Below are 25698 nucleotides of genomic sequence, written 5' to 3'. Positions count from 1 at the left end.
GCTGTCAGGTGCCGTCGGGTGTCGTGAACGCCAGCCGTGCCGCCGGCGGCAGCGGCGCGTGCCGGGGGCAGGACTCGAACGCCTGAATCACGAATCCGGCGAAGCGCCGGGAGGCCATGACCTGGGCGGCGGTCGATGCGGTGTGGATCCCCTTGTTGGCCATGAGCACGAGAATGAGGTCGTCCAGGACGAAGTCGGGACGCAAACGCCCGGCCTCCTTGGCGCGCTGGGCCAGTTCGGCGACCGCGCTCACCGTGTACGCACGGCCCGCGTCCACGTCCGTCGCGCCGGGGAACGTGGACATGAAGGCTTCGGTGAAACCCCGGTCGCGTGCGTGCAGTTCACACACCTTCTCGATCACCTGGCAGAAGCCCCGCCAGGGATCGGGATCGGCGCACCCCTCGTCGACGATGGCACGGCACGCGTGCAACTGGTCCGCGAAGACCGCGGTGACCAGTGTCTGCTTGGTCGGGAAGCGGCGGTACAGGGTGGCGGGGCCGACCGCGGCGCGCCGGGCGATCTCCCGCATCGGTACGTCCAGGCCCTCGGCCGCGAACAGTTTCCTGGCCGCGTCGAGGATGCGTTCGCGGTTGTCCAGGGCGTCGGAACGCAGCGTGTGAGGCAAACGATCGGTCATCTCTCTCACTTTACCCAAGTGGACGGGGGCGTCCGTTAACGTCCGGGAGGTGGAAGCAGCCGCCGGGACCAGCGGGGCGCGGCGCACCGATCCGAGCACGTGGAGACGACATTGAAGGCGATCGCGATCCGGACGTACGGAGACCCCGAAGGCCTGGTCGTGGTCGACCTGCCGACACCCTCGCCGGCCGCCGGACAGGTGCTGATCACCGCGGAGGCGGTGGGCGTCGGCGGTGTCGACGCCGTGATCCGAAGGGGCACTCTGGCCGCCTACGGTTTCAAGGAGGGGCATGTACCCGGCAGCGAGGTGGCGGGCACCGTCGCCGCGGTGGGCGACGGCGTCGACACGTCATGGATCGGCCGACGGGTGTGGGGATTCACCGGCACGGGCGGCGGCTATGTCGAACAGGCCGTCGTCCCGGTGCGGGAGATCCTCCCTCTCCCCGATGGCCTTTCCGCTGCCGACGCGGTGACGCTCGGCAGCTCCGGAGTCGTCGCGCACTACGCACTGGCGCATGCCCGTTTCGCCCCCGGCGAGGCGGTCCTGGTGCGTGGCGCGGCCGGCAGCATCGGGATCATGACCGTCCAGTTGGCGGCCCTGGGCGGTGCCGCCGCGGTGGCGGTCACCACGTCGTCGGCCGAACGCGGCGCTCGTCTGCGCCACTTGGGCGCGACCCATGTACTGGACCGCGCCGGCGACGGTGGACAGGACGCTCCCGCCGGCTACGACGTCATCATCGACATCGTCGCCGGGCAGGACATGCCGTCGTTCTTCGACAGGCTCAACCCGAACGGCCGCATGGTCGCCGTCGGCGTCGTGGCGGGCCCGCCCCCGGCGGACTTCGGCACGAAGATGATCGCGGCGTTCCGGAAGTCGCTGTCCTTCGCCACCTTCAGCGCGGACACCGTCACCTCGGCCGACCGGCATGCCGTACGGAGCGAACAGTTCGCCGCCGCGGGCCGCGGGGAGCTGGAGACGGTCGTGCACGAGCTGCTTCCGCTGGACCAGGCCGTACTGGCCCACCGGAAGATGGACGCCGGTGAGGTGTTCGGCAGGATCGTGCTGACGCCGTAGCCCCTGTCCAGCGACCATCTGGGGGCTCTGAGCAGGCGTCCCTTGTTGCGGGAGTGGCTGAATGGGTACCCAGCCGACGAACGCAGAGAAAGGGGCGTGTGAGATGCGCATCGATCTGACCGGCCGCACGGCACTGGTCACCGGGTCCACTCAGGGAATCGGCGCGGCGATCGCCGCCGGTCTCGCACGGGCCGGCGCCCGTGTCGCCGTGAACGGCCGGAGCGAACAGCGTGCCGAGGAGAGTGCGGCCCGGCTGGCCGAGGACGTGCCCGGAGCGGACGTGGTGCCCGTGGCCGCGGACGTGACCACCGAGGAGGGGGCGGCGCGGGTGGTGGACGCCCTGCCGCAGGTGGACATTCTCGTCAACAACCTCGGGATCTTCGGGTCCGCGGACCCCCTGGAGATCACCGACGACGAATGGCGCCGCTACTTCGAGGTCAATGTGCTGGCGGCCGTGCGACTGATCCGCTCGTACCTGCCGGGCATGACGGAGCGGGGCTGGGGGCGGATCCAGAACATCGCCAGCGACTCGGCGGTGGTGATCCCCGCGGAGATGATCCACTACGGCATGTCGAAGACCGCCCTGCTCGCGGTGGGCCGCGGCTTCGCGAAGCAGGCGGCGGGCACCGGTGTCACGGTGAACTCGGTCATCGCCGGCCCCACGCACACGGGAGGCGTCGAGGACTTCGTGTACGGGCTCGTCGACCGTGACCTTCCCTGGGACGAGGCCCAGCGTGCCTTCATGAAGGAGTACCGACCGCAGTCCCTGCTGCAGCGGCTGATCGAGCCGGAGGAGATCGCGAACATGGTCGTCTACCTCAGCTCGGACCAGGCGTCGGCCACCACGGGAGGCGCGCTGCGGGTCGACGGCGGATACGTCGACTCCATCCTGCCGTGACGCGCCGTTCCGCCGTACGCCGTTCTGCCAAGGGGTGGACCGCCCGCTCAGGCAGGACACGTCCCGTTCCGGTCCGTCTGCTCGACCATCCGTGACAGTTCCACCCGTGAGCGCACCCCGAGCACGGCGAACACCTTCCGCAGGTGATAGTCCACCGTGCGGGTGCTCACAGCCAGACGCAGCGCCACCTCCCGGTTCGTGGCACCCTCGGCCACACAGCGCGCGATCCGCAACTGCTGCGGCGTGAGGCCTTCCAGCGCACCGGCCCTCGCCGCGGCCGGAGCCGCCCCGTTCGCCCTCAGTTCGGCACGCGCCTGGTCCGCCCAGATACGGGCACCGCATCGCTCGAAGGAGACCAGCGCGGCCCGCAGACAGCCGCCTGCCTCCCGAAGACGGCGCCGCCTGCGCAGCCACTTGCCGTACAACAACTGCGTACGCGCCTGCTCGAAGTCGCCGCCCGCCTGCGCGTGCAGGCGGAGGGCGTCCTCGTACAACGCGTCGGCCCGGTCCGCGTCGGCCACCAGCGCCCGGCACCGGGCCAGCTGGGCGGGGGCCTGCACGTCGGCGCCGAAGTGTGCCCACAGCGCGAACTCCTCCACGACGGCGCGTGCGTCCTCCCGCTGTCCGGCGAGCACCGCGGCCTCCACATAGCAGGGCATGACCAGCATGCGTACGGCGAAGTGGCCACTGTCCGGGCCCGGGCGGACCAGCGGGCCGAGCCGGGCAGCCGCCTCGAAGGGACGCCCGCGCCCCAGGTCGGCGCGGCCGGAGGCCCATTCGGCGAGGGTCGTGGCCTGGATCAGCCCGTGACGCCGTGCGGTGGTCAGCGCGGCGCCCGCGTGGTGCGCGACGAGCGTCGACTCGTCCGCGATCGATGCCGCCAGGGCCAGCACGGCATGGTGGTGGGCGGCCACGTTGCTCTGCCCGTACCGGTGGGCGGAACGCACTCCCTCCTCCGCGTGCGCCCGGGCCCGCGCGTGCTGCCCCGTCCGCAACTCCGCGTAGGCCAACAGCTCCAGAGCCCGCGGCACGGATGCCTCCGGGCCCCGCGAGCGGGCCGCCGCGAGGGTCCGCGCGCCGATCCGGCAGGCGGCGGGCACGTCCCCCAGTAGGAGGGCCGCCGCGCCCGACCACAGCAGCCGCTCCGGCCCGTCCTCCTCCCAGGCGTGCTCGACCACGCGTCGCAGCCGGGGGATGGCCCGGCCGAAGTCCCGTTCCAGCATCGCCCGCATGCCGTGCAGGTAGTCCAGCGGCAGGCTGTCCGGCCGGGCGGCGGGGGCCGCCGAGGACGGGACCCCGCAAGGGGTGACGGAGCGGGCGACGGTGGCCCGCGCCGTGGCGACGGGGGCGGTCGGCAGGTCCGCGACCGCGCGGCCGTGCACGACCGCCCCGGCGGTCACCGTCGCCACCGCGGTACTGTCCGCCGCGTCCAGCGCCCGCAGACAGGCGACGGCGTCTCCCGTGGCCCAGGCGGCCTCCGCGGCGGCGAGCCCCGCGAGCAGGGCGTGCGCGGGATCGTCGTCGGTGAGCAGGGAGTGGCCGAGCAGCAGGGCCTCACCGGCGTCGGCCGCGGGGCCGTCGCGCAACGCGAGGATTCCCCGCACCCAGGCCGAACGGCCCCGGACGACGGCGGGAAGGGCGCCGTCGCGGGCCCGGCCGATCAACCGGCGGGCCACCCGCGCCCGGCCCGCGAGCAGTGCCTGCCCGGCCGCCGCGGTCAGGTGCTCCGCCCGCTCGCGCCCGTCCGCCGTCAGCTCCGCGGCGCGGGCGTACGCAGCCGAACGCTGAGCGCGGGACGCGGAGACGCGGGGGTCGGCCGCGGCGGCGGACAGCTGATCCGCCATCGGCGGGGCGTGCCCGGCGACCGACCAGGCCCGATGGAGCAGCGCGACGAGTCCGTGCCCCTCGCTCTCCAGAACGGAGGCGAGTGCCCGGTGCGCGGCGCGCCGCCGGTCGGGAGGAGCGCAGGCGTGGACAGCCCTGCGGATCAGAGGGCTGGTGAAGCGGAACCGCCCGCCGGACAGCACCAGGACGTCCGGGAGCCGGTCCGGACCGAGTGCGGCCTGTGCCCGGTCGAGCCGCGCCGCCGCCCCGCGGACCAGGTCGGCGTCGGCGCCGGCGCCCTCGGGATCGTGCTCGTGCGCGGCCGCCACCAGCAGGAGGAGTTCGCCCGCGGCGGCGGAGTAACCCGCCAGATGGGCGCCGGCCGCACTCCGCAGCGCCTCGGCGTCGGCCTGCGGCCACGGCAACCGGTGTTCGCCGGACAGTTCCGCGGCGGACAGCCCGGCCACCAGCGCGCGCAGCAGGGCCGGATTGCCTTCGGCCTCGTCCAGCAGTTCCGCGCGGACGGCCGGGTCGACGGGCCCGCACGCCGTGTCGTCGAGCAGCGCGTCCATGGCGGACGAGGACAGCGGTGCGAGCGTCAGGACGGGCAGTGCGGCGAAGTCGGGATCGGCCGTGTACTGCCCGGCGACCGTGAGGAGCAGGCGCACCGGTCCGGTCGCGGGCAGGCGCCGGGCGGCGAACCCCAGGGCGGCCCGCGAGGGAGCGTCCCACAGGTGCGCGTCGTCGACGCAGACCAGCAGGGGCGAGCCCGCGGCGGCGGCGGTCAGCGATCGGAGCAGCCCCTCCGGTGTCGTCCCGGCGTCCGGAACGCCGACGGTCCGTCCTCCCGGCAGTCCGCCCGCGGCACACCGCAGCGCGTGCACTCCGCTCAGTGGCAGTGCGGACTCCGCACGACTGGCCCGCACGCGCAGCACGGGTCCGGCCGTGAAGGAGCGGGCCGCCCAGGCGAGCAGCGCGCTACGGCCGAGGCCCGGATCCCCGGTCAGTACGAGCACCGGGGCGTCCGCGCCGGGCAGGTCCGACACGGCCGCCAGCGCGGCGAGTTCCGCGTTTCGGCCGTGCAGCGGAAGAGATCGCGGTGGGGGTGACTGCGGTGAGGGAGACTGCGGTGGGGGAGACTGGGGCGCGTTCGTCCGTCCGGTCATCCCTGTGACGTTACTTTCGCGCGGCGAGAGGCGGAAGCTCTCCGTCCGGGTCCTCCCGTCACCCGGTTTCCCTCTCCCACCTGCGCCGACACGGTCCTGCGCCGGAGTTCACTTGTACGTCTGCCCAGCCGCGGCTCCGCAGATCTGTGCACCCGCACAGCGCCGGTGGGCGGCCGCGTTCCCCACACGACCGCCCACCGGCTGCTTTTCGGGTGCCTACCGGGTGCCTGCCTCAGGAGGTGTGCGGGCAGTTGCCCCGGTACTCCTCGATGGTCAGGCTCGGCCGCGGCAGCGGGCAGAGGAACTGCTCGTAGCGGGTGTCGTTGTCCACGAACCGCTTGAGCCAGGAAATGCTGTACTTCGCGATCGTCGTGTTGGACGTGTTCGGTGTGAAGTGCGTCGCGCTGTTGAGCTCCAGGTATGCCTTGTCGGTGGACGACGGCAGGCTCTGGTAGAACGGCTCCGCGTGCGAGGCGACGGACGCGATCGAGTCGCCGTCCGCTCCGAAGATCAGAGTGGGGGTGCTGACCTCGGGCCAGGACTTGTCGGTGTTCCAGGGCGTCAGCGGGATCGCCGCCTGGAGCGACGGGCGGGACTTGGCTGCCTCAAGACTGCCGCCGCCTCCCATCGAGTGCCCCACCACCGCGAGCCGGCTGCTGTCGATCCGGGTGCGTACGCTGCTGCGCTCGGTGAGGTAGTCCAGTGAGGCCAGCAGTTGCCGACCGCGCGAGTCCGGCTGGTCCGAGGTCGTCAGGGTGTCGATGGTGAAGACGACGAAGCCCTGGGAGGCCAGCCGTGGGCCCAGCCACGACATCGAGGACTGGGTGGCGGTGAACCCGGGGGCGATCGCCACCGCGCCGAACGTGCCGTCGCTGGTGCTCGTCGGGTAGTACACGGTTCCGCCGCCGAAGCCGCTGACCGACAGCGAGGAGACGGACGTCTGGGACACGCTGTACGAACCGCGTGTCGCCTCGATGCTCGACGTGGTGGGGGCGGGTCCGCGCTCGTAGGGGTTGTCCGCGGCGTGCGCCCCGGGCGTCGCCAGGGAGCTGAGACCCACGACGGCGGCCAGCGCCGCGAGGGCACCGGTCACCCGCTTCGCGGTCCTTCCCCCGCGGTCGCGCCGGCTGTGGACGGCGGACCCGGGTGGAACCGTCCCGGGAGTGAGCGAGCTGTTCTGCGAGTGCTGCTGCACGACGAAGTCGTCCTCTCGGCCGTGACGAGCCGTCGGACCGGACGCGGCGCACGAAGGACTCTCATGGCACGCCCGGCGGCTCTGCCGACGGCGCCGACCGGTGGTCGGCTGTGCCACTGTCCGGCCAGGAGGCAGGCGAGGCCATCGGCAATATCACCGGCCTTCAACAAACGGCCCCAGGACCCGGGTCATCTGACGGCAATGCTGCCCGCGTGGTCGAGGTCGCGGGTGTCGAGGTGGTGTCGGCCGGGGCCCACGGTCAGCGGAGCGTGCCCGGGGAGTTCGACCAGGCCCTGGCAGCCGTCCGGGACCGCGACCTCCGCGGTCATGCCCGAGGCGGTCAGTTCCCAGGAGATGGCGGCCTGGCCGTAGGGCGTCTCGTGGCGGGCCTCGGCCCAGGTGATGCCACCCCCGGGACGCGGCCGGAAACGCAGCGTGCGGTAGCCGGGGGAGGAGAGGTCGAGCCCGGCGACGACCCGGTGCATCCAGTCGGCCACGGCGCCCAGCGCGTAGTGGTTGAAGGACGTCATCCCACCGGAGTTGAGGGTGCCGTCCGGCAGGAGGCTGTCCCAGCGCTCCCAGATGGTGGTCGCGCCCATGGACACGGTGTAGAGCCAGGACGGGCACCGGGTCTGGGTCAGCAGCCGGTACGCCACCTCCAGGTGTCCGGTGTCGGTCAGCGCGTCGCAGATCAGTGGCGTGCCGACGAAACCGGTGGCGATCCGGGCATCGTCCTGGAGCACCAGTTCCGCGAGGCGGTCACCCGCTGCCCGGCGCTGCTGGGAGTCGTCCAGCAGACCGAAGACCAGAGCCACCGAGTACGCGGTCGGGGCGTCGCTGGTCATACGGCCGTCCGGCCGCACATAGCGGGCCCTGAAGGCGCGGGTCACTTCGTCCGCGAGCTGCCCGTAGCGTGCGGCCAGTTCCGGGTGGCCGAGTTCCTGGGCCGACCACTGGAGGTGGCGGGCGGAGTGGGCGAAGTACGCGGTCGCCACCAGGTAGCGGTCGGTGCGGGCGCCCGCCGGGTCGTCCGGCGGGGCGATCGGGTCCAGCCAGTCCCCGAGCTGGTGCCCGGTGTCCCACAGCCGGCTCTCACCAGCCAGCCGGTCCATCAGGTCCACCCAGGCGCGGCCCATGGGGAAGTGACGGCGCAGCAGTTCCAGGTCGCCGAAGCGCTGGTAGAGCACCCACGGGGTGAGGGTCGCGACATCACCCCAGGCGGCGCCCGGCTGGATCGGCGTCCACAGGGGGCCGCCGGGGATGACCGGCACGTACCAGGGGATCGTGCCGTCGGGCAACTGCTCGACGGCGACGTCGTCCAGCCAGGAGTCGAGCATGCCGGCACAGTCGTACAGGAAGGACGCGGTGGGGGCGAAGACCTGGATGTCGCCGGTCCAGCCGAGGCGTTCGTCGCGCTGGGGGCAGTCGGTGGGGATGTCGACGAAGTTGCCGCGCATGCTCCACACGACGTTCTCGTGCAGCCGGTTGACCATGGGGTCGCTGCACTCGAACCAGCCGGTGCGGGTCATGTCGGTGTGGTACACCCGGGCTGTCACATCCCTTGCGGTCAACGCGCCCGGCCAGCCGCTGACTTCGGCGTAACGGAAGCCGTGCAGGGTGAAGCGCGGTTCCCAGGTCTGCTCGCCGGAGCCGTCGAGGACGTAGGTGTCGGTGGACGTCGCCCCGCGCAGGGGGCGGGTGGCGAGTTCGCCGTCCTGGAGTACCTCGGCGTGGCGCAGGGTGATGGTCGTGCCCACCGGGCCGGCGACGGTGATGCGCAGCCGGCCGACGAGATTCTGGCCGAAGTCCAGGACATGGCGGCCGTCGCCCCTGGCGGTGACGGTGGTGGGTGCGAGCTCCTGGGTGCAGCGGACGGGGCCGCCCTTGGGGGCGACCAGGGTGCGTGGGTCGCGGGTACGGGTGGCGACCGGTGTCCACGACTCGGCCTGGTCCGGGCCGCCTTGCGGGGCCGACCAGTCGGCGTCGTGCAGGCGCGCGTCGAAGGTCTCGCCCTCGTAGAGGCCGCTGAAGAGGATCGGGCCGGGTGCGGCCTGCCAGGAGCCGTCGGTGGCGACAACCGTCGTGGTGCCGTCGGCCAGGGTGACTTCGAGCTGGGCGAGGAGGGACTGGTCGCTGCCGTAGAGGTCGCGGTAGCCACCGTCGAAGCCGATGTGGCCGCGGTACCAGCCGTCCCCGAGCCACGCACCGATGGTGTTGGCGCCCGGTACGAGGTGCTCGGTGACGTCGTAGGTGTAGTACCGCAGGCGTTCGCCGTACACGGTCCAGCCCGGCGAGAGGATGTCGTCACCGATCCGGCGGCCGTTGATCTCGGCCTCGTACACGCCGTGGGCGGTCGCGTAGAGCCGGGCCCGGAGCACCGGGGCGTCCAGGGTGAAGGCCCGGCGGACGAGGGCCGGGCGCCGGTCGGTGCCGGGCTCCTCGCGCCAGGCCGCGCCGACCGGTACGGCGCTCCAGTCGGCGGCGTCCAGGAGCCCGGCCTCGACCGTGCTCGGCTCGCTCCAGCCGGTCGGGTCCGTCGCCCCGTCCACCCACACCCGTACGCGTACGCCGACCCGTGCACGGGAGTCGAGGGGCTCGCCGGGCCACGGTACGAGGACCTGTTCCGCGTGTGCCGTCCGGCCGGTGCGGTGGAGGACGCCGTCCCGGTCGAGTTCGAATTCGTAGGCGTCCTGGACGGCGGCTCCCCGGGGCAGACGCCAGGTCAGACGTGGCCGGGCGACGCCGATACCGAGGCCGTCGGGCAGGTGCTCGAAGGTGACCGGGGCAGGCTGAGAGGACATGGGTGGGGGACCTTCCGTGGATACGGGTGCGGACGGCCGGCGCCTGGCCGGTGCTGAAGCCCTGTGGGGGCGCGGCCGTCAACCCTTGACGGCTCCCGAGGTGAGGCCCTTCATCACCTTCTGGTTGAGGAAGAGGTAGATCACCAGGGTGCCGAAGACGTTGATGCAGATGGCGGCGAACAGCGGGCCGTACCGGGTGGCGCCGAAGTCGCCGGTGAAGTTGAGCAGACCGACCTGGATGGTGCGCAGGTCCTGGCTGTTGGTGAAGGTCAGCGCGATCAGCAGGTCGTTCCAGATGAAGAAGAACTGCACCAGCCCGACGGTCAGGATCGCGTTGCGGACCATGGGCAGACCGATGGTCCAGAAGGCGCGCAGGATGCCCGCGCCATCGATGGTGGCCGCCTCGAACAGCTCGCGCGGGACGGTCCTGTAGTAGGTGGCCATCATGAACACCGTCAGGGGCAGACCGGTCCCCGTGTAGGTGAGGATCAGTGGCCACAGGGTGCCGGACAGGCCGGTCCGGAAGTACACCGTGAACAGGGGCAGCAGGATCATCTGGGCGGGGACCATCATGCCCGTGAGGAAGATCAGCAGGGTCAGACCGCGGCCCTTCCACACCATGACCTGGAGGGCGAACCCGGCCGCGGTGCCCAGCAGCAGGATCAGCGCGAGCGCCGGCAGGACGGCGAGCAGGCTGTTCTGCACGTACAGGCCGATGTGCCCGGTGGTCCAGGCGTCGGTGTAGTTGCCCCACTCCCAGGTGGTGGGCAGCGACCAGGTGGAGTTGTTGAGGTAGTCGTCGTTGGACTTCAGCGAGGTCAGGAACATCCAGACGAGCGGATAGACCTCGACGACCAGGAGCACTGAGACGAGGAGCTTGACCCACGGTCGGCGAATCGGCATGGGGTCAGCCCTCCGTGAGGTCGCGCCGCGAGACACGGAAGACGACCAGGGTCACCAGGAGACAGACCACGGTCAGCAGCAGCGCGATCGTGCTGCCGTAGCCGTAGTCGCCGTAGGTGAACGACGTCTGGAACATGTACAGGGTCAGTGGTGTGGTCCCGCTGCCGGGACCGCCGTTGGTCAGTGCCACGATCGAGTCGAAGACCTTGAGCGTGCCGTTGACGCTGAAGATGACCGACGACATCAGCACCGGGAACGACATCGGCAGGACGATGTGGCGCACCAGCCGCAGGCCGGAGGCACCGTCGAGGCGGGCGGACTCCAGCACTTCCTCGGGGATGTCCACAAGGCCGGCGAAGAGCAGCACGGCGTAGAAGCCCATGGAGCGCCAGATGTCCATGATGATCAGGACCCAGAAGGCGTGGCCCGCGCTGCCGAACCAGTCGACGGAGTCCAGACCGACGGCGTTGAGCAGGGAGTTGACCGGGCCGGTCTGCGGGGCCACCTGGAAGAACTTCTGGAAGAGCAGGCCGACGGCCACCGTGGGCAGGACGACGGGGAAGAACACCAGGGTACGGACGAGCGCGGAGGCCCGCTTGAGGAAGAACACGTACAGCAGAGCCAGCAGGTAGCCGGCGACGACCTGGCCGACGGTCACGACGACCGCGTACTTGGCGGTGAACCACAGGGCGTCCCGTACGGCGGGGTCGGAGAACAGGCGCTGGAAGTTGTCCAGGCCGTTGCCGGTGAAGCCCTCGATGGTGTTGCCCTCGGTGAACGAGTACCCGAAGGACCACACCATGGGGACCAGCATGATCAGGGAGTAGACGAGCAGGGCGGGACCGAGGAGGATCAGGACCGCCTTGCGGTCACCGAGTACGCGGTGCATGGAGGGTGTCCAGTTCGTGAGGTGTCAGGCTGTCGTCGGCGAGGGCCCGTCGCCGGGCCCGTCCGCCTCACTTCTCGGCCAGGGCGTCCTGCACGGTCCGCATGAACTTCTCGGGGCTCAGGCTGCCGGCGACCAGGCCGGCCGCGTTGCTCTGGCTGACCGTGGTCGCCTTGGTGGAGAACAGGGCCTCGAACCAGAGCACGTTCTGCCGGGACCCGCTGATCGTTTTGCGGACCTGCCCGGTGACCTCGTTGCTGTCCTCGACGGGTGTGTTGACCTTGAAGCCGGAGATGGCCCCCTGGTCCTTGAGGGCGGTGCTGCCGTAGTTCTCGGCGATGCAGGACACCCAGGCGCCGGTCTTCTTGTCGAAGGACCTGGCGCCGAGGGTGATGCCCAGGCCGACGTTGGAGGGGTACTGCTCGATCGAGCCCTTGCCGCCCTCGACGGCCGGGAAGGGCATGAAGCCGACGTTGTCGGCCCCCACCTTGTTCTGCTTCTCGTCGGCGATGTTCGCCAGCGCCCAGCTGCCCATGTAGAGCATGCCGGCCTCGCCGTTGAGGAACTCGTTCATGGAGGTGTCGTAGTCGATGGAGCCGACGCCCTTGCCGAAGTAGCCCTTCTTGCCGAGGTCGGCCACTTCCTGGGCGGCCTTGACGTACTCGGGGTCCGTCAGCTCGGCCTTGCCGTCCGCCACGGCCTGCAGGGCGTCGGGGCCCAGGCTGCGGTAGAGATAGCCGCTGATCAGCCGGGTCAGGGGCCAGCCCTGCTGACCGGAGGCCGAGAACGGCTGGATGCCCTTGGCCGCCAACGTGCCCGCTGCCGAGACCAGTTCGGCCCAGGTGGCGGGCACGGTCAGCCCGTTGGCGCTGAAGATCTTCTTGTTGTAGAAGATCCCCTCGATGTTGTACTCGTACGGCAGAACCTCCACCTTGCCGCCGTACAGCGCCTTGATGGTGGAGACGGCCGCGGGCTCCAACTGGTCGTAGACACCGAGCGACTTCAGCTCGGCCTCCAGATCGGCGACCTTGCCGGACTTGTACAACTGCTGCGTCAGAGCGGGGGCGTTGCCCGCCGCGAACTGGACCGGCAGCGCGTCCTGCCCGGCGAGCAGCTGCAGCTTCTGGTCCAGGCTCGCCTGCGGAACGGTCTCGACCTTCAGTGGCAGACCGTCCTCGGCGGTCCTGCACTCGCCCTTGGACAGGGTGGTCAGCGCCGTCTTGACGGTCGTGTTCTCCGTGACGCTCAAGTAGCTGAAGTTCTCGGGTGCCGCAGCGGAACCGCCGCCCGTGCCTCCGCAGGCGGAGACGAGGACGACCATGGCGGCGGCGCCCGCGGTCGACCCGGCGAGGCGGGCCCTTCTGGCGGAGGTCGAGGAGGTGGTCACAGCATGGCTCCCTGTCATCGTTGAACGAAGGCGCGACGGAAACGCGACGGATGCGTACGGCGAAGGCCCTGCGCAGAGTGTCCGGACGAGAGTTTGTATAACGTTCTCTACGTCGAAGTGCGCACCACAGTGCACGCAGCGAAAGCCCTCGTCAAGACATCGCGCCGCAACATCGCCGAAAAGCCGACTACATCTGGCGCCCGACCCGGATCGTCCTGTAGAACGTTGTCTTCGGCAGGACGGCACCCGGGGGCAGCGCGCATGCAGCAGGGATCACAGCGGAAGAAGCGCGTGACGATCACGGATGTCGCGCGTCACGCGGGAGTGTCCACCGCCGCGGTCTCCAAGGTCATGCGCAACGCGTACGGGGTCAGCGCGGCCATGCGGGAGAAGGTCCGGGCCGCCATGGCGGAGCTGGACTACCGCCCCCATGCCGCCGCGCGCGGAATGCGCGGCCGGACGTACACCATCGGCATCCTGCTGGACAACATCCGCAACACCTTCTTCGCCGACATCCTCGACGGCGTCCGGGACGAACTGCGGGACAGCGAGTACACCGTGCTGATCGGCGCCGCGGGCTTCGACGCCGAGGCGCAGGACAAGACCATCCGGTCCATGGTCGACCGTCAGATGGACGGCCTCGTCCTGATCGCCCCCAGCACCCAGCGCTCCGAAGTGCTGGCCACCGCCCAGTCGACGCCCACGGTGGTCATCGGCCACCACGACGCGTCCGACCTGCACGACTCCGTCGTCGACGCCGACGGCTCCGGTGCCGGCCTCGTCGTGGACCACCTGGTCTCCCTCGGGCACCGCAACATCGCGCTGGTCTCCTCTCCCGGGACCCGGGCGAGCAGATGGGCCCGTACACCGGAGATCGTCCTGAGTGACGGGTACGCCGAGGCGATGGGCCGCCATCACCTCGCGGAGCACACCCGGATCTGCCGGACGTCGTACTCCGACGAAGGCGGCTACAAGGCAGGTATGAGTCTGCTGACCGCGGCGGACCGGCCCACTGCGATCATGACGGGAGCCGACGTGGCCGCACTCGGTGTCTGGCGGGCGGCCCATGAACTGGGCCTGCGGGTCCCCCAGGACGTCTCCCTGGTGGGCTACAACAACACCGCCATCGCCGATCTCGCCACCGTGCAGCTCACCAGTGTCGACCAGGCCGGGCACAACATGGGGGCCACCGCCGCGCGGCTGCTCATCGAGCGGGTGGAGGGCCGGCGCGACCACGCCGTCCGGACGACCATGACGCCGCGTCTCGTCGTCCGTAGGAGCACTTCGGCGCCGTCGGCGGTCTGAGGGAGCAGTTCACCGGGACATGGCGAGGGCGGCGGATGCCGGCGGCCGGCTCAGTGGGCCAGGGCGATGGACGCGGTGACGCGCTTGCCGGCCGGTTCGAGGTCCACCCGGAACTCCTGGGCGACGGCCATGACGATCTCCAGGCCGTGCTGGCCGACTCTGCGCGGGTCGACGGAGCGGGCCACGGGCCTGACGCCGACGCTGTCGTGCACGCTCACCGCCACCACGGCGTCGGTGATGCGCAGCTCCATCAGCAGGGGGCCGGGGGCGTATTTGTGGGCGTTGGTGACCAGCTCGCTGACCACCAGTTGCGTAAGGTCCGTCGCGCGGGCTGAGACGGGCACGCCGTGGTCCGTTCCGGCGCGGGCCAGGAAGTCGGCCGCGAAGCGTCGTGCTTCGGCGATGCAGGCGCCGCCTCCGCTCATGGAGACGGAGGCGGCTATGGCATGGGCTTCCGACGGGCCCGCGCCGCCTCTCCCGACTGACTCCACTTTTTGTCCACCTTCGTTCCCGTTGTCCGTTCGCGGCTACCCTGTTTGGCGTGACACATGCTGCTTCCACTGGGATCGACCACTCGTGCGAGCGTGGCGGCCCCAGCCGTCGGGGCAGGCTTCAGGCGCGAGCTCCGGCCCGAGCCGCGTCGGCGAACCGGGTCGAGGACATGGTGACAGACGCGTATCCCGCACGGTCCGGTCATCTGCCGGTGACCCGGTCCGACGTCGGCGGTGTCCGCGTCATCAGCCTGTGCGGCGACCTGGACCATGCCGCCCGTGACGCGATCGGCGACGCGCCGCACCCGCCGGCCGGCGCCGAGCGCCCCGGACCGTGGCAGACCTCACCGGCGTGACCTGCATGGACTGCAGCGGCATCGATCCGCTCATCGCCGCCCCTCGTGCGGCTCAGGACGCCCGGGGCCGGCTGCGCGTGGCCGGGGCACGGCAGTCCGTACCGCGGGTGATCGAACCTGTCGGGGTCGACGCCCTCGTCCCGTGCCGCCCCACACTGCGTCAGGCGCCGGCGAGCTGACCTGCGGGTTGCCCGTGCGGTTGCGCGGCGCATGTCCGTGAGAGCAAGTGCCGTAGGCTTCGCAGGTCGTCCCTGGCACGTAAATATGAACATTGAAGGAGCGCCGGAATGGCGAAGCGAGACAGCGCTGCGGACCTGGTAGGGCTCTTGACGGTCGAGGGTCAGGACCTGGCCGCGGCGTGGGTGCGGGAGGTGTCGGGTTCGCTGGGCGGACGCATCGGCGCCGCCGAGCTCGACCGCGAGCTGCGGGAGCTGTACGACGCCCTGGTGGACGCGTTGCGTCAGGGGGCCACCGACGTCCACTCGGAACAGATGTCCGAAATTCGTGCCCTGCTGACGGAGCTGTCGAGGAACAGGGCCCGCCAGGGGTTCTCGCCGAGTGAGACCGCGATCGGTGTCTTCGGGCTGAAGCGGGTCCTCGAACCCGTCCTGCAGAACGGCACCGCCGAACAGATCCGTGCCTATCTGGACTTGAGCGCCGTCCTCGACGGTCTGGGTCTCTTCGTGATCGAGACCTACACGCAGACGCGCGACGAGCTCATCACCGCGCAGGCCGAGCAGCTCCTTGAGCTGTCCACGCCGGTGGTGCGGCTGTGGGACGGGGTCATCGCCGTGCCGCTCGTCGGCACCCTGGACTCGGCCCGCACGCAGGTGGTGATGGAGAAGCTTCTGCAAGCGCTCGTGGACACGGGCTCGGAGCAGGCGATCATCGACATCACGGGTGTTCCCGCGGTGGACACGCAGGTCGCCCAGCACCTGCTCAAGACCATCGTCGCCGCCCGGCTCATGGGCGCCGAATGCACCGTGTCCGGCATCAGCCCGCAGATCGCGCAGACCATCGTCGCGCTGGGCATCGAGTTCGACGACATCGTGACGAAGGCGAGCCTCGCCGACGCCCTCAAGCTGGCGCTGCGCCGGTCCGGTGTGGACCTGGTCGCCCACGAGGGTGCGCAGCGATGAGCGAGCGCATTCCGATTCTGCGTATCGGAGACATCCTGCTGGTGTCCGTCCAGTTCGATCTGGAGGACCAGATGGTGCTGAACCTCCAGGAGGACCTGGCGAACGAGATCGTCGCCAAGTCCGCCCGGGGCGTCGTCATCGACATCAGCGCCCTGGAGATCGTCGACTCCTTCGTGGGGCGCATGCTCGCGACGGTGGCCGCCATCTCGCGCGTGCTCGACGCCAGGACGGTGGTGGTGGGCATGCGTCCCGCCGTGGCCATCACCCTGGTCGAGCTGGGCCTTTCGCTCGGCGGGGTCAGCACTGCCCTGGACCTTGAGAAGGGGCTGGCGAAGCTGCGTCAACCCACCAGTTCGGCCTTGCGGTGACAGCGCCCTGGACCGCGGGCGAAGACCCGCAGGTCTACCCCATCGCGCGCAGCGGCGATCTCGTGCACATCCGGCAGGCCATCCGGGCGCTGTCCCAGAAGTGCCGGCTGTCCCTGGTCGACCAGACGAAGATGATCACCGCGGCGAGCGAACTCGCCCGCAACACCCTCATCTACGGCGGTGGGGGCACGGTCAGTTCCGGGCTGGTCAGCGCGAACGGCAAGCGGGGCGTGGCGGCCGTCTTCGAGGACTCCGGCCCCGGTATCGCCGATGTCGAGCAGGCGATGACGGACGGCTGGACGTCCGGCGGCGGGCTGGGGCTCGGCCTCAGCGGTGCCCGGCGCCTCGTCGACGACTTCCGGCTGGTCACCGCGCCCGGCGAGGGAACGACCGTGACCATCATCAAGTGGGTGCGGTGAACGCCGCCGTCGCCCTGAACTGCGAGGACGTCGCCTGGTTCAGGGACGGCGCCTCACTGGCGGCAGCCGCCCGGGGCGCCGCCGCCACACTGGCCAGGCGTATCGGACTGAGCAGCCACCGGTCCGCCGAGGTCGCCCTCGCCGTCACCGAGGCCGCCACGAACATACAACGGCATGCCGACGACGGAGCCCTGCTGCTGCGCGTGGTGCGATCCGGCGACCAGGCCGGCGTGGAGTTCCTCACCGTGGACTCGGGGCCGGGAATCGCGGACGTTCCCGCCGCGCTGGCCGACGGATCGTCCAGCGCGGGCACGCTGGGCATCGGCCTGGGCGCCGTCTCCCGTCTCGCGGACCAGTTCGACCTGCACTCCGTGCCGGGCCGCGGCACGGTCATGGCCGCACAGTTCTGGCCGCGCACCGCGGACGGCAGAGCCGTCGTCGCCTCCGGGGACCTGTCCACCGCCGCCGGGGTGACGCGGCCCATCAGCGGTGAGACCGTGTGCGGGGACGCGTGGGCCGTACGCGTCGACGACAGCGGCGGCGCCGGGGACCGCCCGGCGATCCTGGTGATGCTGTGCGACGGACTGGGGCACGGACCCCTCGCCGCGCGCGCGAGCGGGGCCGCGGTCAAGGCGTTCCAGGAGACCCGTGATCTCAGTCCGGCGGGCGCACTCGACGCGGTGCACCTCGCCCTGCGGGGGACACGCGGCGGCGCGGTCGCCGTGGCACGGATCGAGCCGGCCGCAGGGCGGGTGCTGTACTGCGGAATCGGCAACGTGAGCGGCTTCCTCATCGGCGACGACGGCCGCAGGGCCCTGCTGTCGGCACCCGGCATCGTCGGTGCGCACATGCGGCGACTGCGGACGTTCGAGGAACCGCTCCCGGCCCACGGCGCCCTGGTGATGCACTCCGACGGTCTGACCGAACGCTGGGACCATCACACCCTGCCCGGTCTGCTGCGCCACACACCGCTCGTCATGGCCGGTCAGCTGCTGCGAGAGGCAGGAGTGCGGCGGGACGACGCCAGTGTCGTCGTGATCAAGGGGGCATGGTGACCGGCGAGGGGCTGGACGAGCGTGGTGTCTGACCCGGGCCCTCGCGGCGACGTGCCCCGCCGCGACCGCTCGTTCGCCGTCGGCCCTGGCCGCACGGTGGCGCCCTTCGTCCTGTCCTCGTCCCAGGACGTGTTCGGCCTGCGGCGAACCGCGCAACAGGCGGCGGCGGCGATGTCCCTGGAACGACAGGACCAGGTCCGGCTGGCGACCGCGCTGAGCGAACTCGGACGGGACCGGCTCGGCTGCCGCGGCCTGGAGGTCTTCTTCGGCCTGGTCCCACCGGGCCGGCCGACGGCCCTGCTCGTGACGTTCGTGTGGACCGGCGGACCGCCCCCGGCGCAGGAGACGCTCGACCTGGCCGCGAAACTCGCGGGGATCGAGTACGAGGCCGCCTCGGCGGGAGGCCGCATCGTCGTCAGTCAGCCGCTCACCCCGGAGGCCGCCGACACGGCCGAGCAGCAGGCCCGGCTGACGGAGGTCCTCAAGGCCGCTCGCCGGTCGACGGAGGCGGACGATCTCCGCGCCCGGACCCGCGACCTGATCGCCACACTGGAGGAGACCCGCGCCCAGCAGGAGGAACTGCGCCGTCTCAACGAAGAGCTGGAGGAGACCAACCGGGGTGTCCTCGCGCTGTACACCGAGTTGACGCAGGAGCTGGAAGCCACCAACAGCGGTGTTCTCGCACTGCACACCGAACTGGAGGACAAGCGCCACCAGTTGCAGGAAGCGAGCGAGGCCAAGACCCGCTTCTGGACGAACATCAGCCATGAACTGCGCACCCCGGTCAACTCCGTGGTCGCCCTGTCCACACTGCTGCTGGCCCCCAGTTCGCCCGCCCTCACCGCCGAGCAGCGCGAACAGGTCGAACTCATCGGGTCGTCCGGCCAGACGCTCCTGTCACTCGTGAGCGACCTGCTGGACGTCGCCAAGGCTGAAGCCGGCCACCTCGACATCCATCCGGGGCCGGTCGATCTGCGGCTGCTGGTCGCCCACCTCAGGGGCCTCCTCCTGAGCAGCCACGGACACGAACGGGTGACCCTCGTCACACCTCGCGCCGAACAGCAGCCGCCGCTGGTGACCGACGAGACGCTGCTGGTCCGCATCCTGCGCAACCTCCTCTCCAACGCGCTGAAGTTCACCGAGCGGGGCGAGGTACGCCTGGAGATCGACGTCGATCCCGAACCCTCGGCCCCCGCCGTGCTGTTCACCGTCACGGACACGGGGATCGGCATCCCGCCCGAAGAACTCGGCCGGGTCTTCGAGGTCTTCTACCAGGTCCGCGGCCCCCACCAGAGCGGCCGGCCCGGCACCGGCCTCGGCCTGCCCTACGCCCGCACCCTCGCCGAGCTGCTCGGCGGCACCCTGACCCTCACCAGTACCGTGGGCGTCGGCACCAAGGTGGAGGTTCGCCTGCCGGATCTGGGCCATGAGTACACGCAGCGACCGCAGAACGGAAAGGGCGGGCCGTGACCGACAGTGCCCAGGAGCGTCTGCCCGCGACCGTCCTGGTCGTCGACGACAACGAGACGAACCGCTACGTCCTCACCAGCTGGCTGCAGCGCGCGGGACACTCCGTCATCAGCGCCAGCACGGGAGAGCAGGGCCTCGACCGGCTGCACGGCGGACCGGGCGTGCTCCCGGACATCGCGATCATCGACGTCCGGCTGCCCGACATGAGCGGCTTCGAGGTCAGTGAACGGGTCAAGAACAGCCCGCGGACCGCCCATCTGCCGATCATCCAGATCTCCGCCGCCGCGATCACCCCCGACGATCACGCGGAAGGGCTGAGACGGGGAGCGGACGCCTATCTCGACCAGCCCATCGACCCCGGCGAGCTCCTCGCCACCGTCACCGCCACCCTGCGCTATGCCAGAGCCCGGCAGCGCGCCGAGAAGCTCGCGCACCGCCTCATAGCGCTGAACCACGCGACGCTGGACGTCTACAGCGCCGTCGGCTTCCACTCCTTCGCGTCGGCGGCCACCGGCGGCGCGGCCGCCGTCCTGGACAGCCCCGCCAGCGCGGTGTTCCTCTCGCCCCAGACGCAGGCCGTGCACAGCATGACCGACGACGCCCAGGCCACCGTACGCATCCATCCCGCACACCCGGGCCTCCTGAAGCAGCTCGCGGCCCACAGCCTGGGCCAGGACACCGGCGTCGTGATCGTCCGCGTCCCGCACGGCCAGTGGCAGGCCATGCTGCCGGGCGACCACCTCTGCGGAGACGTCGCGCTCGCGGTGTCCCGCACCAAACGCGGCCGTCCACCCGTCTGCCTGGCCGTCCCCGTGACCGCCCTGCGGGGCGCCGACGACGAACAGCTCCTGCAGCAACTGGCCAACGCCAGCGCCCTCGCCCTCGAAGCCCTGCGGACCTACAACGAGGAACACGCCCTGGGCCTGGCCCTGCAGCGCTCCTTCCTCCCCAAGGAACTGCCGGCCGTCCCGGGCGTCCAGCTGGCATTCCGCTACCTCCCTGCCTCCGAACACGCGGAGATCGGGGGAGACTTCTACGAAGCGGTGCGGACGGTCAACGGCCTGCTGCTCGCCATCGGAGACGTCGTCGGGCACTCGGTGACAGCCGCGACCGTCATGGGCGAGGTACGCCACGCACTGCGGGCCTACGCCATCGAAGGGCACGCTCCGCACCACATACTGGACCGGCTGGAAACGCTGCTGGGCCAGTCCCAGCCCGGCATCACCGTCACCCTGTGCCTCGTCCTGGTCGAACCGGACGAACGCCGCCTGCACATCGCCAACGCGGGCCACATCCCGCCCCTGGTGATCGACCCGGAGAAGGGGCCGCGGTTCCACGAACCCCACGGTCCGCTGATCGGCCTGGGCCTCCCGCATCCGCCGCCCACCGTGGTGGAGGCCCCGCCCGGCACCCGGCTGCTCATGGTGACGGACGGTCTCGTCGAGGTACGGGCCGCGCATCTGGACGCCACCCTCGCCGAGTTCCGCGAGGCCGTGGCCGACGGGCCGGCCGATCTGGAGGAGATGTGCGACCTCCTCCTCGCGCGCTTCGGGCAGAACAAGGACGACGACATCGCCCTGATCACCGCACTGTTCACATAGGGCTCGGCGGCCGGATCATCCTGGGTGCGGCAGGAGGCTAGGCTCTGCCTGTGCTCGGATCAGTGGGGTCGGACTTGAGGAAGAACACGCCTGTTCCCGCGGCCCGTTGGGGTGCGCTGGGCGTGGTGGGCCGGGACGCGGTGTTCACCGTGCTGCTCGCTCCACCGGTGTTCGCGCAGGTGACGGCCCCGCTCGGCGCACAGTTCGGTGACCTGCCGGAACGCTCGCCGGGACTGCCGGGTCTGCTGGTGACGGCAGCCCTCTGGCTCCCGCTGGTGCTGCGTCGCAGGTGGCCCGCCGTGTGCCTCGCGCTGGTCGCGGGCGCGTTCGCGGTCCATGAACTCGTCGGCTATCCGCAGACCTGCGCGAGTCTGGGCCTGTACATCGCGCTGTACAGCCTGGGAGCCCACGGACACCGCGCCGGCGGCGTGCGCCGCGCCCTGGCGGTCGCCGCCGTGATCACGGCCTTCACGCTGTTCGCGCTCGGGCTGCACCACAGAGGGTCGCCCCAGCACGTGCCCGACTTCGTCCTCATGTTCCTGATCCTGGTGGCGTGCTGGGCCGTGGGCAGAACGGTACGGGCCCGGCAGGACGGGGAGGCGGAACGGCGCCGGCTCAGCGTGGAGGCGGCGACGGCACGCGAACGGGCGCGCATCGCGCGGGAGTTGCACGACGTGGTGACCCACCATGTCACCGCCATGGTGGTCCAGGCGGACGCCGCCCAGTTCCTGCTCGCCGACGCGCCCGAGCGGGTGGAGACCGGACTCGAAGCGATCAGCGACTCCGGGCGGCGGGCCCTGCGAGACCTCCAGCACCTCCTGGGCGTACTGCAGGCGTCCGGCGGCCCCCCGAGCGCGTCGTCCGCGCCGGACCGTACCCCGGAGCCGGGCGGACTGAGCGATCTGGTCGAGCGGACCCGGACCGCCGGACAGCCCGTGGAACTGGCGGAGCGCGGCGAACGGCGCGAGCTGGCCACCGCGGTGGAACTGGCCGCGTACCGCGTGGTGCAGGAAGCGCTGACCAACGCGCTCAAACACGCCCCGGGCCACCGGACGCTCGTCCAGGTCCACTACGGCCGCGAGGACGTGGAGGTCGAGGTGACCACCGAGGGAGCGCCCGCCGCAGCGAGCGCCCAGCGACGCGCACCGCTGGGCCGGGGCGGCGGGCACGGCCTGATCGGGCTGCGCGAACGGGTGAGTGTGTTCGGCGGCGAACTGTCGGCCGGCGACCGGCCGGACGGCGGCTTCAGCGTCCACGCGCGCATACCGTCCGCCGGCCACGGGGAAGCCGCGGCACACGGGGAAGCGCGATGACCGGGCCCGGTTCCGCCGCCCCGATCAGAGTCCTGGTCTGCGACGACCAGGAACTCGTACGGACCGGCTACGTCACCATCTTCACCGCGCAGCCGGACATCGAGGTCGTGGGAGAGGCCGGAGACGGCCGCACGGCGGTGGAGATCGCCCGACGGCTGCGCCCGGACGTGGTGGTGATGGACATCCGCATGCCCCTGCTCGACGGTATCGAGGCGACCAGGCTGCTCGCCGGCCCCGGCGTCGTCGAACCGATGCGGGTCCTGGTGGTCACCACCTTCAACCTCGACGAGTACGTGTACGAGGCGCTGCGGGCCGGGGCGAGCGGCTTCCTGCTCAAGGACTCGCCCCCGCGCGACCTGGTGAACGGCGTCCGGACGGTCGACGCGGGTGAGTCGCTGCTGGCACCCGCCGTCACCCGGCAACTCGTCGGCACGTTCGCCGACCGGCTCCGCCGACCCCGACGGCACCCCGCCGCAACGGCGTTGGCCGCTCTGGCGCCGCGCGAGACGGAGGTGCTGAAACTGATCGCCGAGGGCCTGTCCAACACCGAGATCGCCGACCGGATGGTCATCAGCCGCGAGACCGTCAAGACGTACGTGTCCCGCATCCTGACCAAGCTGGATCTGCGGGACCGTGTCCAAGCCGTCGTGCTGGCCCATCGGGTGGGCCTGGTCGGCGCCCACGACTGAGCGCGGGCTCCGGTCAACTCGCGGGATACGGAGATGCCTTGAGCTGCCGCGCCAGGTGGGCCGTGTTGGCCGCCAGAGTGGCTGTCGTGGCCGAGGTGGTCTCGGGAGTCTTGTCGAGGTCCTGGTAGTCGGTGCCCTGCATGGCTTCACCGACCCAGTAGGTGACCGCGTTCGGAGCGAGTGAGAAACCCACGTCGTTGAGCCCCTGGAAGAGGTCGGCGCTCACCTTGTGGGCCCCGTCCTCGTTGCCGACGACACACACCGCGGCGACCTTCCCGTAGGTGAGCATCCGCCCCTCGTCGTCCGTCTCGGAGATCTCCGCGTCCAGGCGTTCCATGACCCGCTGGGCGATGCTGGACGGGTGGCCCAGCCAGATCGGCGTGGCGAGGACCAGGATGTCGGCCCCCAGGATCGTGTCCCGGATCGCCGGCCATGCGTCGCCCTCCCCCATGTCGGTCTCCACTCCGGGGCGGACGTCGTGATCGGCGATCCGGATCACCTTGCCGGTGACACCGTGCTCGCCCAGCGCCGCCATGGTCTGCTCGGCCAGTAGCTGCGAACTGGAGGCGGCGGGCGACGGCGACAGGGTGCAGACGAGTGCGACAGCCCGCAGAGGGGTCGTTTCTGTGATGGTCATGGCGCAGGAGTACCCCTCGTTCCGGCCGCATACCCAAGTTCACCGGAGAGGCGGAGGCCCGGCGGTGTGTCGGCAGCGGAATGTGCGCGACCCGTGAATTCGTGTGCGTGGATGGAGATCAACCGGGCACACGATGGTTCGGAGGTTGACAAACATGATTCCCCTGCTTCTTGTTCTTCTGCTGGCTCTGATTCTCTTCGGTGCGGGATTCGCGCTGAAAATTCTGTGGTGGGTCGCGATCGTCGTGCTGGTCCTGTGGCTGATCGGCTTCGTCGCCCGCCCGAAGGGTGGGAGCGGCCGCTGGTACCGCTGGTAGCCGACCGCATCGGTCCAGTTCGGGCAGCGTGTGGCGGCACTGGTTCCCGATGGCTCGAATCGGGTGCGTGAAGTTCTGGACGAGGGGCACCCGCCGCAAAGACGGCGGTTACCGCAATCGCTGTGCACGACGTACGGAAAAAGAGGGCCCGGTGGGGAAACCCGCTGTCCTCTGTTTACCGGAGGAGTTGTTTTCGCGTGACTGAGAATGTATGGGGTTACAAGTCGACCGCGGGTCGTCTGGCGGGTGTCGACCTGACGGGTTACAAGGTCGAGGCCACGGACGGCGGTATCGGCAAGGTCGACAAGCACTCCGACGAGGTCGGTGACGCCTACCTGGTGGTGGACACCGGTGTATGGATCTTCGGCAAGGAGGTCCTGCTCCCCGCCAGCACGGTCGTCAGCATCGACCAGGGCGAGCAGAAGATCGTTGTCGACCGCACCAAGCAGCAGATCAAGGACGCTCCGGAGTTCGACCGCGACAAGCACCTGGGTGACCAGGGCTACCGCGACGAGCTGGGCACGCACTACGGCACCGGCGGCCCGCACATCTGAGCCGGACCAGTTCCGCATCACGCCGCGGCCCCGGGACTCCTTCCAGAGTCCCGGGGCCGCCGCGCTGCCCCGGACCGCCCGGCGGTCCGCGGCACTGAGAAGATCGACCAGCTCATGCGGGTCGTCCTGACCCGCGGCCTGACGGAGGTATGTGAATGACCGGCAGTGAAGACTCCGTCCTGCTGCACAGGGCCGGCCGGGCCGCCCACCTCACCCTCAACCGCCCGAGGGCCATCAACGCCCTCGACCACGCCATGGTGCGGCGCGTCGACGAGGCGCTGACCGCGTGGGAGCACGACCCCGCCGTGGAGACGGTCGTCATCACCGGAGCGGGGGAGCGCGGCCTGTGCGCGGGCGGCGACATCCGGGCCATCCACGACGACGCCCGCGACGGGGACGGCACCGCCTCGGCCGCGTTCTGGCGCGACGAGTACCGCCTCAACGCCCGTATCGCCCGCTGGCCCAAGCCGTACGTCGCCGTCATGGACGGCATCGTCATGGGCGGGGGCGTCGGCGTCTCCGCGCACGGCAGCGTCCGGGTCGTCACCGAACGGTCGAGGATCGCCATGCCCGAGACCGGCATCGGCTTCGTGCCCGACGTCGGCGGCACCTACCTGCTCTCTCGCGCCCCCGGCGAGCTGGGCACCAGGCTCGCGCTGACGGGCGCGGCGGTCGGCGCGGGGGACGCCCTGTTGTGCGGGCTCGCCGACCACTACGTACCGTCCGGCTCGCTCCCGCGCTTCCTCGACGACCTCGCCGAGCTGCCCGTACGGGAAGCCCTGGACCGGTATGCGCGGTCCGCGCCGGAGGGGGAGCCGGCCGGGCAGCGGGAGTGGACCGACTCCTGCTTCGCCGCCGACACGGTCGAGGAGATCGTGCGACGGTTGCTCGACCACGGCGATCCGGCGGCGAAGGAGACCGCGGAGACCCTGCTCGCCAAGTCGCCCACCGCGCTGAAGGTCACCCTGGCCGCTCTGCGCCGCGCCCGGCGGCTCGGCCCGCTGGAACGGGTGCTGGAGCAGGAGTACCGCGTCTCCTGCGCGGCCCTGACCACGCCCGACCTGGTCGAGGGCATCCGCGCCCAGCTCATCGACAAGGACCGCAACCCGCGCTGGTCGCCGCCCACCCTCGCCGAGGTCACCGCCGCCGACGTGGAACGCTTCTTCGAGCCGCTCGACGAGGGCGGCAACGAACTCGGGTTCAGGGAATTCTGA

The 25698-nt window shown here is 70.9% G+C and carries 25 protein-coding genes; 16 read left to right on the top strand and 9 right to left on the bottom strand.

What is annotated here, in order from left to right:
- Positions 1 to 4: 4 nt before the first annotated feature.
- Entirely contained in the window at positions 5 to 637 is a 633-nt protein-coding gene (locus tag ACIOKD_RS13470) for a TetR/AcrR family transcriptional regulator (protein WP_402082377.1), read from the bottom strand.
- A 111-nt stretch (positions 638 to 748) separates the two neighbouring features.
- Between ACIOKD_RS13470 and ACIOKD_RS13465 the strand changes: the two genes are divergently transcribed.
- Positions 749 to 1711 (top strand): zinc-binding dehydrogenase, encoded by a 963-nt coding sequence (locus ACIOKD_RS13465; protein ID WP_402082585.1) that lies wholly within the window; start codon positions 749 to 751, stop codon positions 1709 to 1711.
- Positions 1712 to 1814: 103 nt separating this feature from the next.
- Positions 1815 to 2609, top strand: a complete 795-nt coding sequence (locus tag ACIOKD_RS13460; RefSeq protein ID WP_402082375.1) for an SDR family NAD(P)-dependent oxidoreductase — start codon at positions 1815 to 1817, stop codon at positions 2607 to 2609.
- A gap of 47 nt (positions 2610 to 2656) precedes the next feature.
- Here the strand turns inward: ACIOKD_RS13460 and ACIOKD_RS13455 are convergent, their stop codons facing one another.
- From ACIOKD_RS13455 to ACIOKD_RS13430, 6 genes are all read right to left on the bottom strand, one after another.
- Complete coding sequence (locus ACIOKD_RS13455) at positions 2657 to 5599, bottom strand: LuxR C-terminal-related transcriptional regulator (protein ID WP_402082372.1); 2943 nt, start codon at positions 5597 to 5599, stop codon at positions 2657 to 2659.
- Between the two features lie 232 nt (positions 5600 to 5831).
- Complete coding sequence (locus tag ACIOKD_RS13450; protein WP_402082370.1) at positions 5832 to 6692, bottom strand: alpha/beta hydrolase family protein; 861 nt, start codon at positions 6690 to 6692, stop codon at positions 5832 to 5834.
- 290 nt (positions 6693 to 6982) lie between these two features.
- Positions 6983 to 9595, bottom strand: coding sequence for a family 78 glycoside hydrolase catalytic domain (locus ACIOKD_RS13445; protein WP_402082367.1), 2613 nt, complete (start codon positions 9593 to 9595; stop codon positions 6983 to 6985).
- Positions 9596 to 9673: 78 nt separating this feature from the next.
- A complete protein-coding gene (locus ACIOKD_RS13440) occupies positions 9674 to 10498 on the bottom strand; it encodes a carbohydrate ABC transporter permease (RefSeq protein ID WP_402082364.1) in 825 nt (274 codons plus the stop codon).
- 4 nt (positions 10499 to 10502) lie between these two features.
- A complete protein-coding gene (locus tag ACIOKD_RS13435) occupies positions 10503 to 11387 on the bottom strand; it encodes a carbohydrate ABC transporter permease (RefSeq protein WP_402082362.1) in 885 nt (294 codons plus the stop codon).
- A 67-nt stretch (positions 11388 to 11454) separates the two neighbouring features.
- A complete protein-coding gene (locus tag ACIOKD_RS13430; protein WP_402082360.1) occupies positions 11455 to 12771 on the bottom strand; it encodes an ABC transporter substrate-binding protein in 1317 nt (438 codons plus the stop codon).
- Positions 12772 to 13062: 291 nt separating this feature from the next.
- On the opposite strand from ACIOKD_RS13430, the gene ACIOKD_RS13425 reads away from it, so the two are divergent.
- Positions 13063 to 14076, top strand: a complete 1014-nt coding sequence (locus ACIOKD_RS13425; protein WP_402082358.1) for a LacI family DNA-binding transcriptional regulator — start codon at positions 13063 to 13065, stop codon at positions 14074 to 14076.
- Positions 14077 to 14126: 50 nt separating this feature from the next.
- Here ACIOKD_RS13425 and ACIOKD_RS13420 read toward each other — a convergent pair whose 3' ends face one another.
- Positions 14127 to 14501, bottom strand: a complete 375-nt coding sequence (locus ACIOKD_RS13420; RefSeq protein WP_402082583.1) for an ATP-binding protein — start codon at positions 14499 to 14501, stop codon at positions 14127 to 14129.
- Positions 14502 to 14737: 236 nt separating this feature from the next.
- Here ACIOKD_RS13420 and ACIOKD_RS13415 point away from each other — a divergent pair, with 236 nt between their 5' ends.
- The 10 genes from ACIOKD_RS13415 to ACIOKD_RS13370 all read left to right on the top strand — a co-directional run bounded on the left by ACIOKD_RS13415 (position 14738) and on the right by ACIOKD_RS13370 (position 22977).
- Positions 14738 to 14923 carry a hypothetical protein gene (locus tag ACIOKD_RS13415; RefSeq protein ID WP_402082354.1) on the top strand — a complete coding sequence of 62 codons (186 nt, stop codon included), beginning with the start codon at positions 14738 to 14740 and terminating at the stop codon, positions 14921 to 14923.
- A 5-nt stretch (positions 14924 to 14928) separates the two neighbouring features.
- Positions 14929 to 15102 (top strand): hypothetical protein, encoded by a 174-nt coding sequence (locus tag ACIOKD_RS13410; protein ID WP_402082581.1) that lies wholly within the window; start codon positions 14929 to 14931, stop codon positions 15100 to 15102.
- 108 nt (positions 15103 to 15210) lie between these two features.
- The gene (locus tag ACIOKD_RS13405; RefSeq protein WP_402082351.1) at positions 15211 to 16062 is read left to right on the top strand and encodes an STAS domain-containing protein; all 852 of its coding nucleotides are present in this window, start codon (positions 15211 to 15213) and stop codon (positions 16060 to 16062) included.
- Entirely contained in the window at positions 16059 to 16430 is a 372-nt protein-coding gene (locus ACIOKD_RS13400) for an STAS domain-containing protein (protein WP_402082349.1), read from the top strand. Before ACIOKD_RS13405 ends, ACIOKD_RS13400 begins: the two co-directional genes overlap by 4 nt.
- A complete protein-coding gene (locus ACIOKD_RS13395) occupies positions 16427 to 16849 on the top strand; it encodes an ATP-binding protein (RefSeq protein ID WP_402082346.1) in 423 nt (140 codons plus the stop codon). The genes ACIOKD_RS13400 and ACIOKD_RS13395 overlap by 4 nt, the downstream gene beginning before the upstream one ends.
- Positions 16837 to 17904, top strand: coding sequence for an ATP-binding SpoIIE family protein phosphatase (locus tag ACIOKD_RS13390; protein ID WP_402082343.1), 1068 nt, complete (start codon positions 16837 to 16839; stop codon positions 17902 to 17904). Before ACIOKD_RS13395 ends, ACIOKD_RS13390 begins: the two co-directional genes overlap by 13 nt.
- A 51-nt stretch (positions 17905 to 17955) precedes the next feature.
- Positions 17956 to 19374, top strand: a complete 1419-nt coding sequence (locus ACIOKD_RS13385) for a sensor histidine kinase (RefSeq protein ID WP_402082579.1) — start codon at positions 17956 to 17958, stop codon at positions 19372 to 19374.
- On the top strand, positions 19371 to 20975 hold the full coding sequence (locus ACIOKD_RS13380) for a SpoIIE family protein phosphatase (RefSeq protein WP_402082340.1): 1605 nt from the start codon (positions 19371 to 19373) through the stop codon (positions 20973 to 20975). Before ACIOKD_RS13385 ends, ACIOKD_RS13380 begins: the two co-directional genes overlap by 4 nt.
- Positions 20976 to 21049: 74 nt before the next feature.
- A complete protein-coding gene (locus ACIOKD_RS13375) occupies positions 21050 to 22288 on the top strand; it encodes a sensor histidine kinase (RefSeq protein WP_402082337.1) in 1239 nt (412 codons plus the stop codon).
- Positions 22285 to 22977 carry a response regulator gene (locus ACIOKD_RS13370; protein WP_402082335.1) on the top strand — a complete coding sequence of 231 codons (693 nt, stop codon included), beginning with the start codon at positions 22285 to 22287 and terminating at the stop codon, positions 22975 to 22977. The genes ACIOKD_RS13375 and ACIOKD_RS13370 overlap by 4 nt, the downstream gene beginning before the upstream one ends.
- Positions 22978 to 22990: 13 nt before the next feature.
- On the opposite strand, the gene ACIOKD_RS13365 is transcribed toward ACIOKD_RS13370, so the two are convergent.
- Positions 22991 to 23614 (bottom strand): flavodoxin family protein, encoded by a 624-nt coding sequence (locus ACIOKD_RS13365; protein WP_402082331.1) that lies wholly within the window; start codon positions 23612 to 23614, stop codon positions 22991 to 22993.
- A 154-nt stretch (positions 23615 to 23768) separates the two neighbouring features.
- Between ACIOKD_RS13365 and ACIOKD_RS13360 the strand changes: the two genes are divergently transcribed.
- The 3 genes from ACIOKD_RS13360 to ACIOKD_RS13350 all read left to right on the top strand — a co-directional run bounded on the left by ACIOKD_RS13360 (position 23769) and on the right by ACIOKD_RS13350 (position 25698).
- Positions 23769 to 23930, top strand: a complete 162-nt coding sequence (locus ACIOKD_RS13360; RefSeq protein ID WP_210885851.1) for a hydrophobic protein — start codon at positions 23769 to 23771, stop codon at positions 23928 to 23930.
- A gap of 197 nt (positions 23931 to 24127) precedes the next feature.
- Positions 24128 to 24484: a PRC-barrel domain containing protein gene (locus tag ACIOKD_RS13355; RefSeq protein WP_402082329.1), complete on the top strand. Its 357-nt coding sequence runs from the start codon at positions 24128 to 24130 to the stop codon at positions 24482 to 24484.
- A gap of 155 nt (positions 24485 to 24639) precedes the next feature.
- Positions 24640 to 25698 (top strand): enoyl-CoA hydratase/isomerase family protein, encoded by a 1059-nt coding sequence (locus tag ACIOKD_RS13350; protein ID WP_402082327.1) that lies wholly within the window; start codon positions 24640 to 24642, stop codon positions 25696 to 25698.

The organism is Streptomyces sp. NPDC087844, from assembly GCF_044742785.1.
GTDB lineage: Bacteria > Actinomycetota > Actinomycetes > Streptomycetales > Streptomycetaceae > Streptomyces.
The sequence above is the reverse complement of the archived record's forward strand: the minus strand, read 5'-3'. Positions and strand labels throughout refer to the sequence as shown.

What these genes read in the sequence shown, in the direction of transcription:
- ACIOKD_RS13470 (WP_402082377.1), bottom strand. Translation starts at nt 637, where the DNA reads ATGACCGATCGTTTGCCTCACACGCTGCGTTCCGACGCCCTGGACAAC.
- ACIOKD_RS13460 (WP_402082375.1), top strand. Translation starts at nt 1,815, where the DNA reads ATGCGCATCGATCTGACCGGCCGCACGGCACTGGTCACCGGGTCCACT.
- ACIOKD_RS13455 (WP_402082372.1), bottom strand. Translation starts at nt 5,599, where the DNA reads ATGACCGGACGGACGAACGCGCCCCAGTCTCCCCCACCGCAGTCTCCC.
- ACIOKD_RS13445 (WP_402082367.1), bottom strand. Translation starts at nt 9,595, where the DNA reads ATGTCCTCTCAGCCTGCCCCGGTCACCTTCGAGCACCTGCCCGACGGC.
- ACIOKD_RS13440 (WP_402082364.1), bottom strand. Translation starts at nt 10,498, where the DNA reads ATGCCGATTCGCCGACCGTGGGTCAAGCTCCTCGTCTCAGTGCTCCTG.
- ACIOKD_RS13435 (WP_402082362.1), bottom strand. Translation starts at nt 11,387, where the DNA reads ATGCACCGCGTACTCGGTGACCGCAAGGCGGTCCTGATCCTCCTCGGT.
- ACIOKD_RS13420 (WP_402082583.1), bottom strand. Translation starts at nt 14,501, where the DNA reads ATGAGCGGAGGCGGCGCCTGCATCGCCGAAGCACGACGCTTCGCGGCC.
- ACIOKD_RS13415 (WP_402082354.1), top strand. Translation starts at nt 14,738, where the DNA reads ATGGTGACAGACGCGTATCCCGCACGGTCCGGTCATCTGCCGGTGACC.
- ACIOKD_RS13410 (WP_402082581.1), top strand. Translation starts at nt 14,929, where the DNA reads ATGGACTGCAGCGGCATCGATCCGCTCATCGCCGCCCCTCGTGCGGCT.
- ACIOKD_RS13405 (WP_402082351.1), top strand. Translation starts at nt 15,211, where the DNA reads ATGGCGAAGCGAGACAGCGCTGCGGACCTGGTAGGGCTCTTGACGGTC.
- ACIOKD_RS13400 (WP_402082349.1), top strand. Translation starts at nt 16,059, where the DNA reads ATGAGCGAGCGCATTCCGATTCTGCGTATCGGAGACATCCTGCTGGTG.
- ACIOKD_RS13370 (WP_402082335.1), top strand. Translation starts at nt 22,285, where the DNA reads ATGACCGGGCCCGGTTCCGCCGCCCCGATCAGAGTCCTGGTCTGCGAC.
- ACIOKD_RS13365 (WP_402082331.1), bottom strand. Translation starts at nt 23,614, where the DNA reads ATGACCATCACAGAAACGACCCCTCTGCGGGCTGTCGCACTCGTCTGC.
- ACIOKD_RS13360 (WP_210885851.1), top strand. Translation starts at nt 23,769, where the DNA reads ATGATTCCCCTGCTTCTTGTTCTTCTGCTGGCTCTGATTCTCTTCGGT.
- ACIOKD_RS13350 (WP_402082327.1), top strand. Translation starts at nt 24,640, where the DNA reads ATGACCGGCAGTGAAGACTCCGTCCTGCTGCACAGGGCCGGCCGGGCC.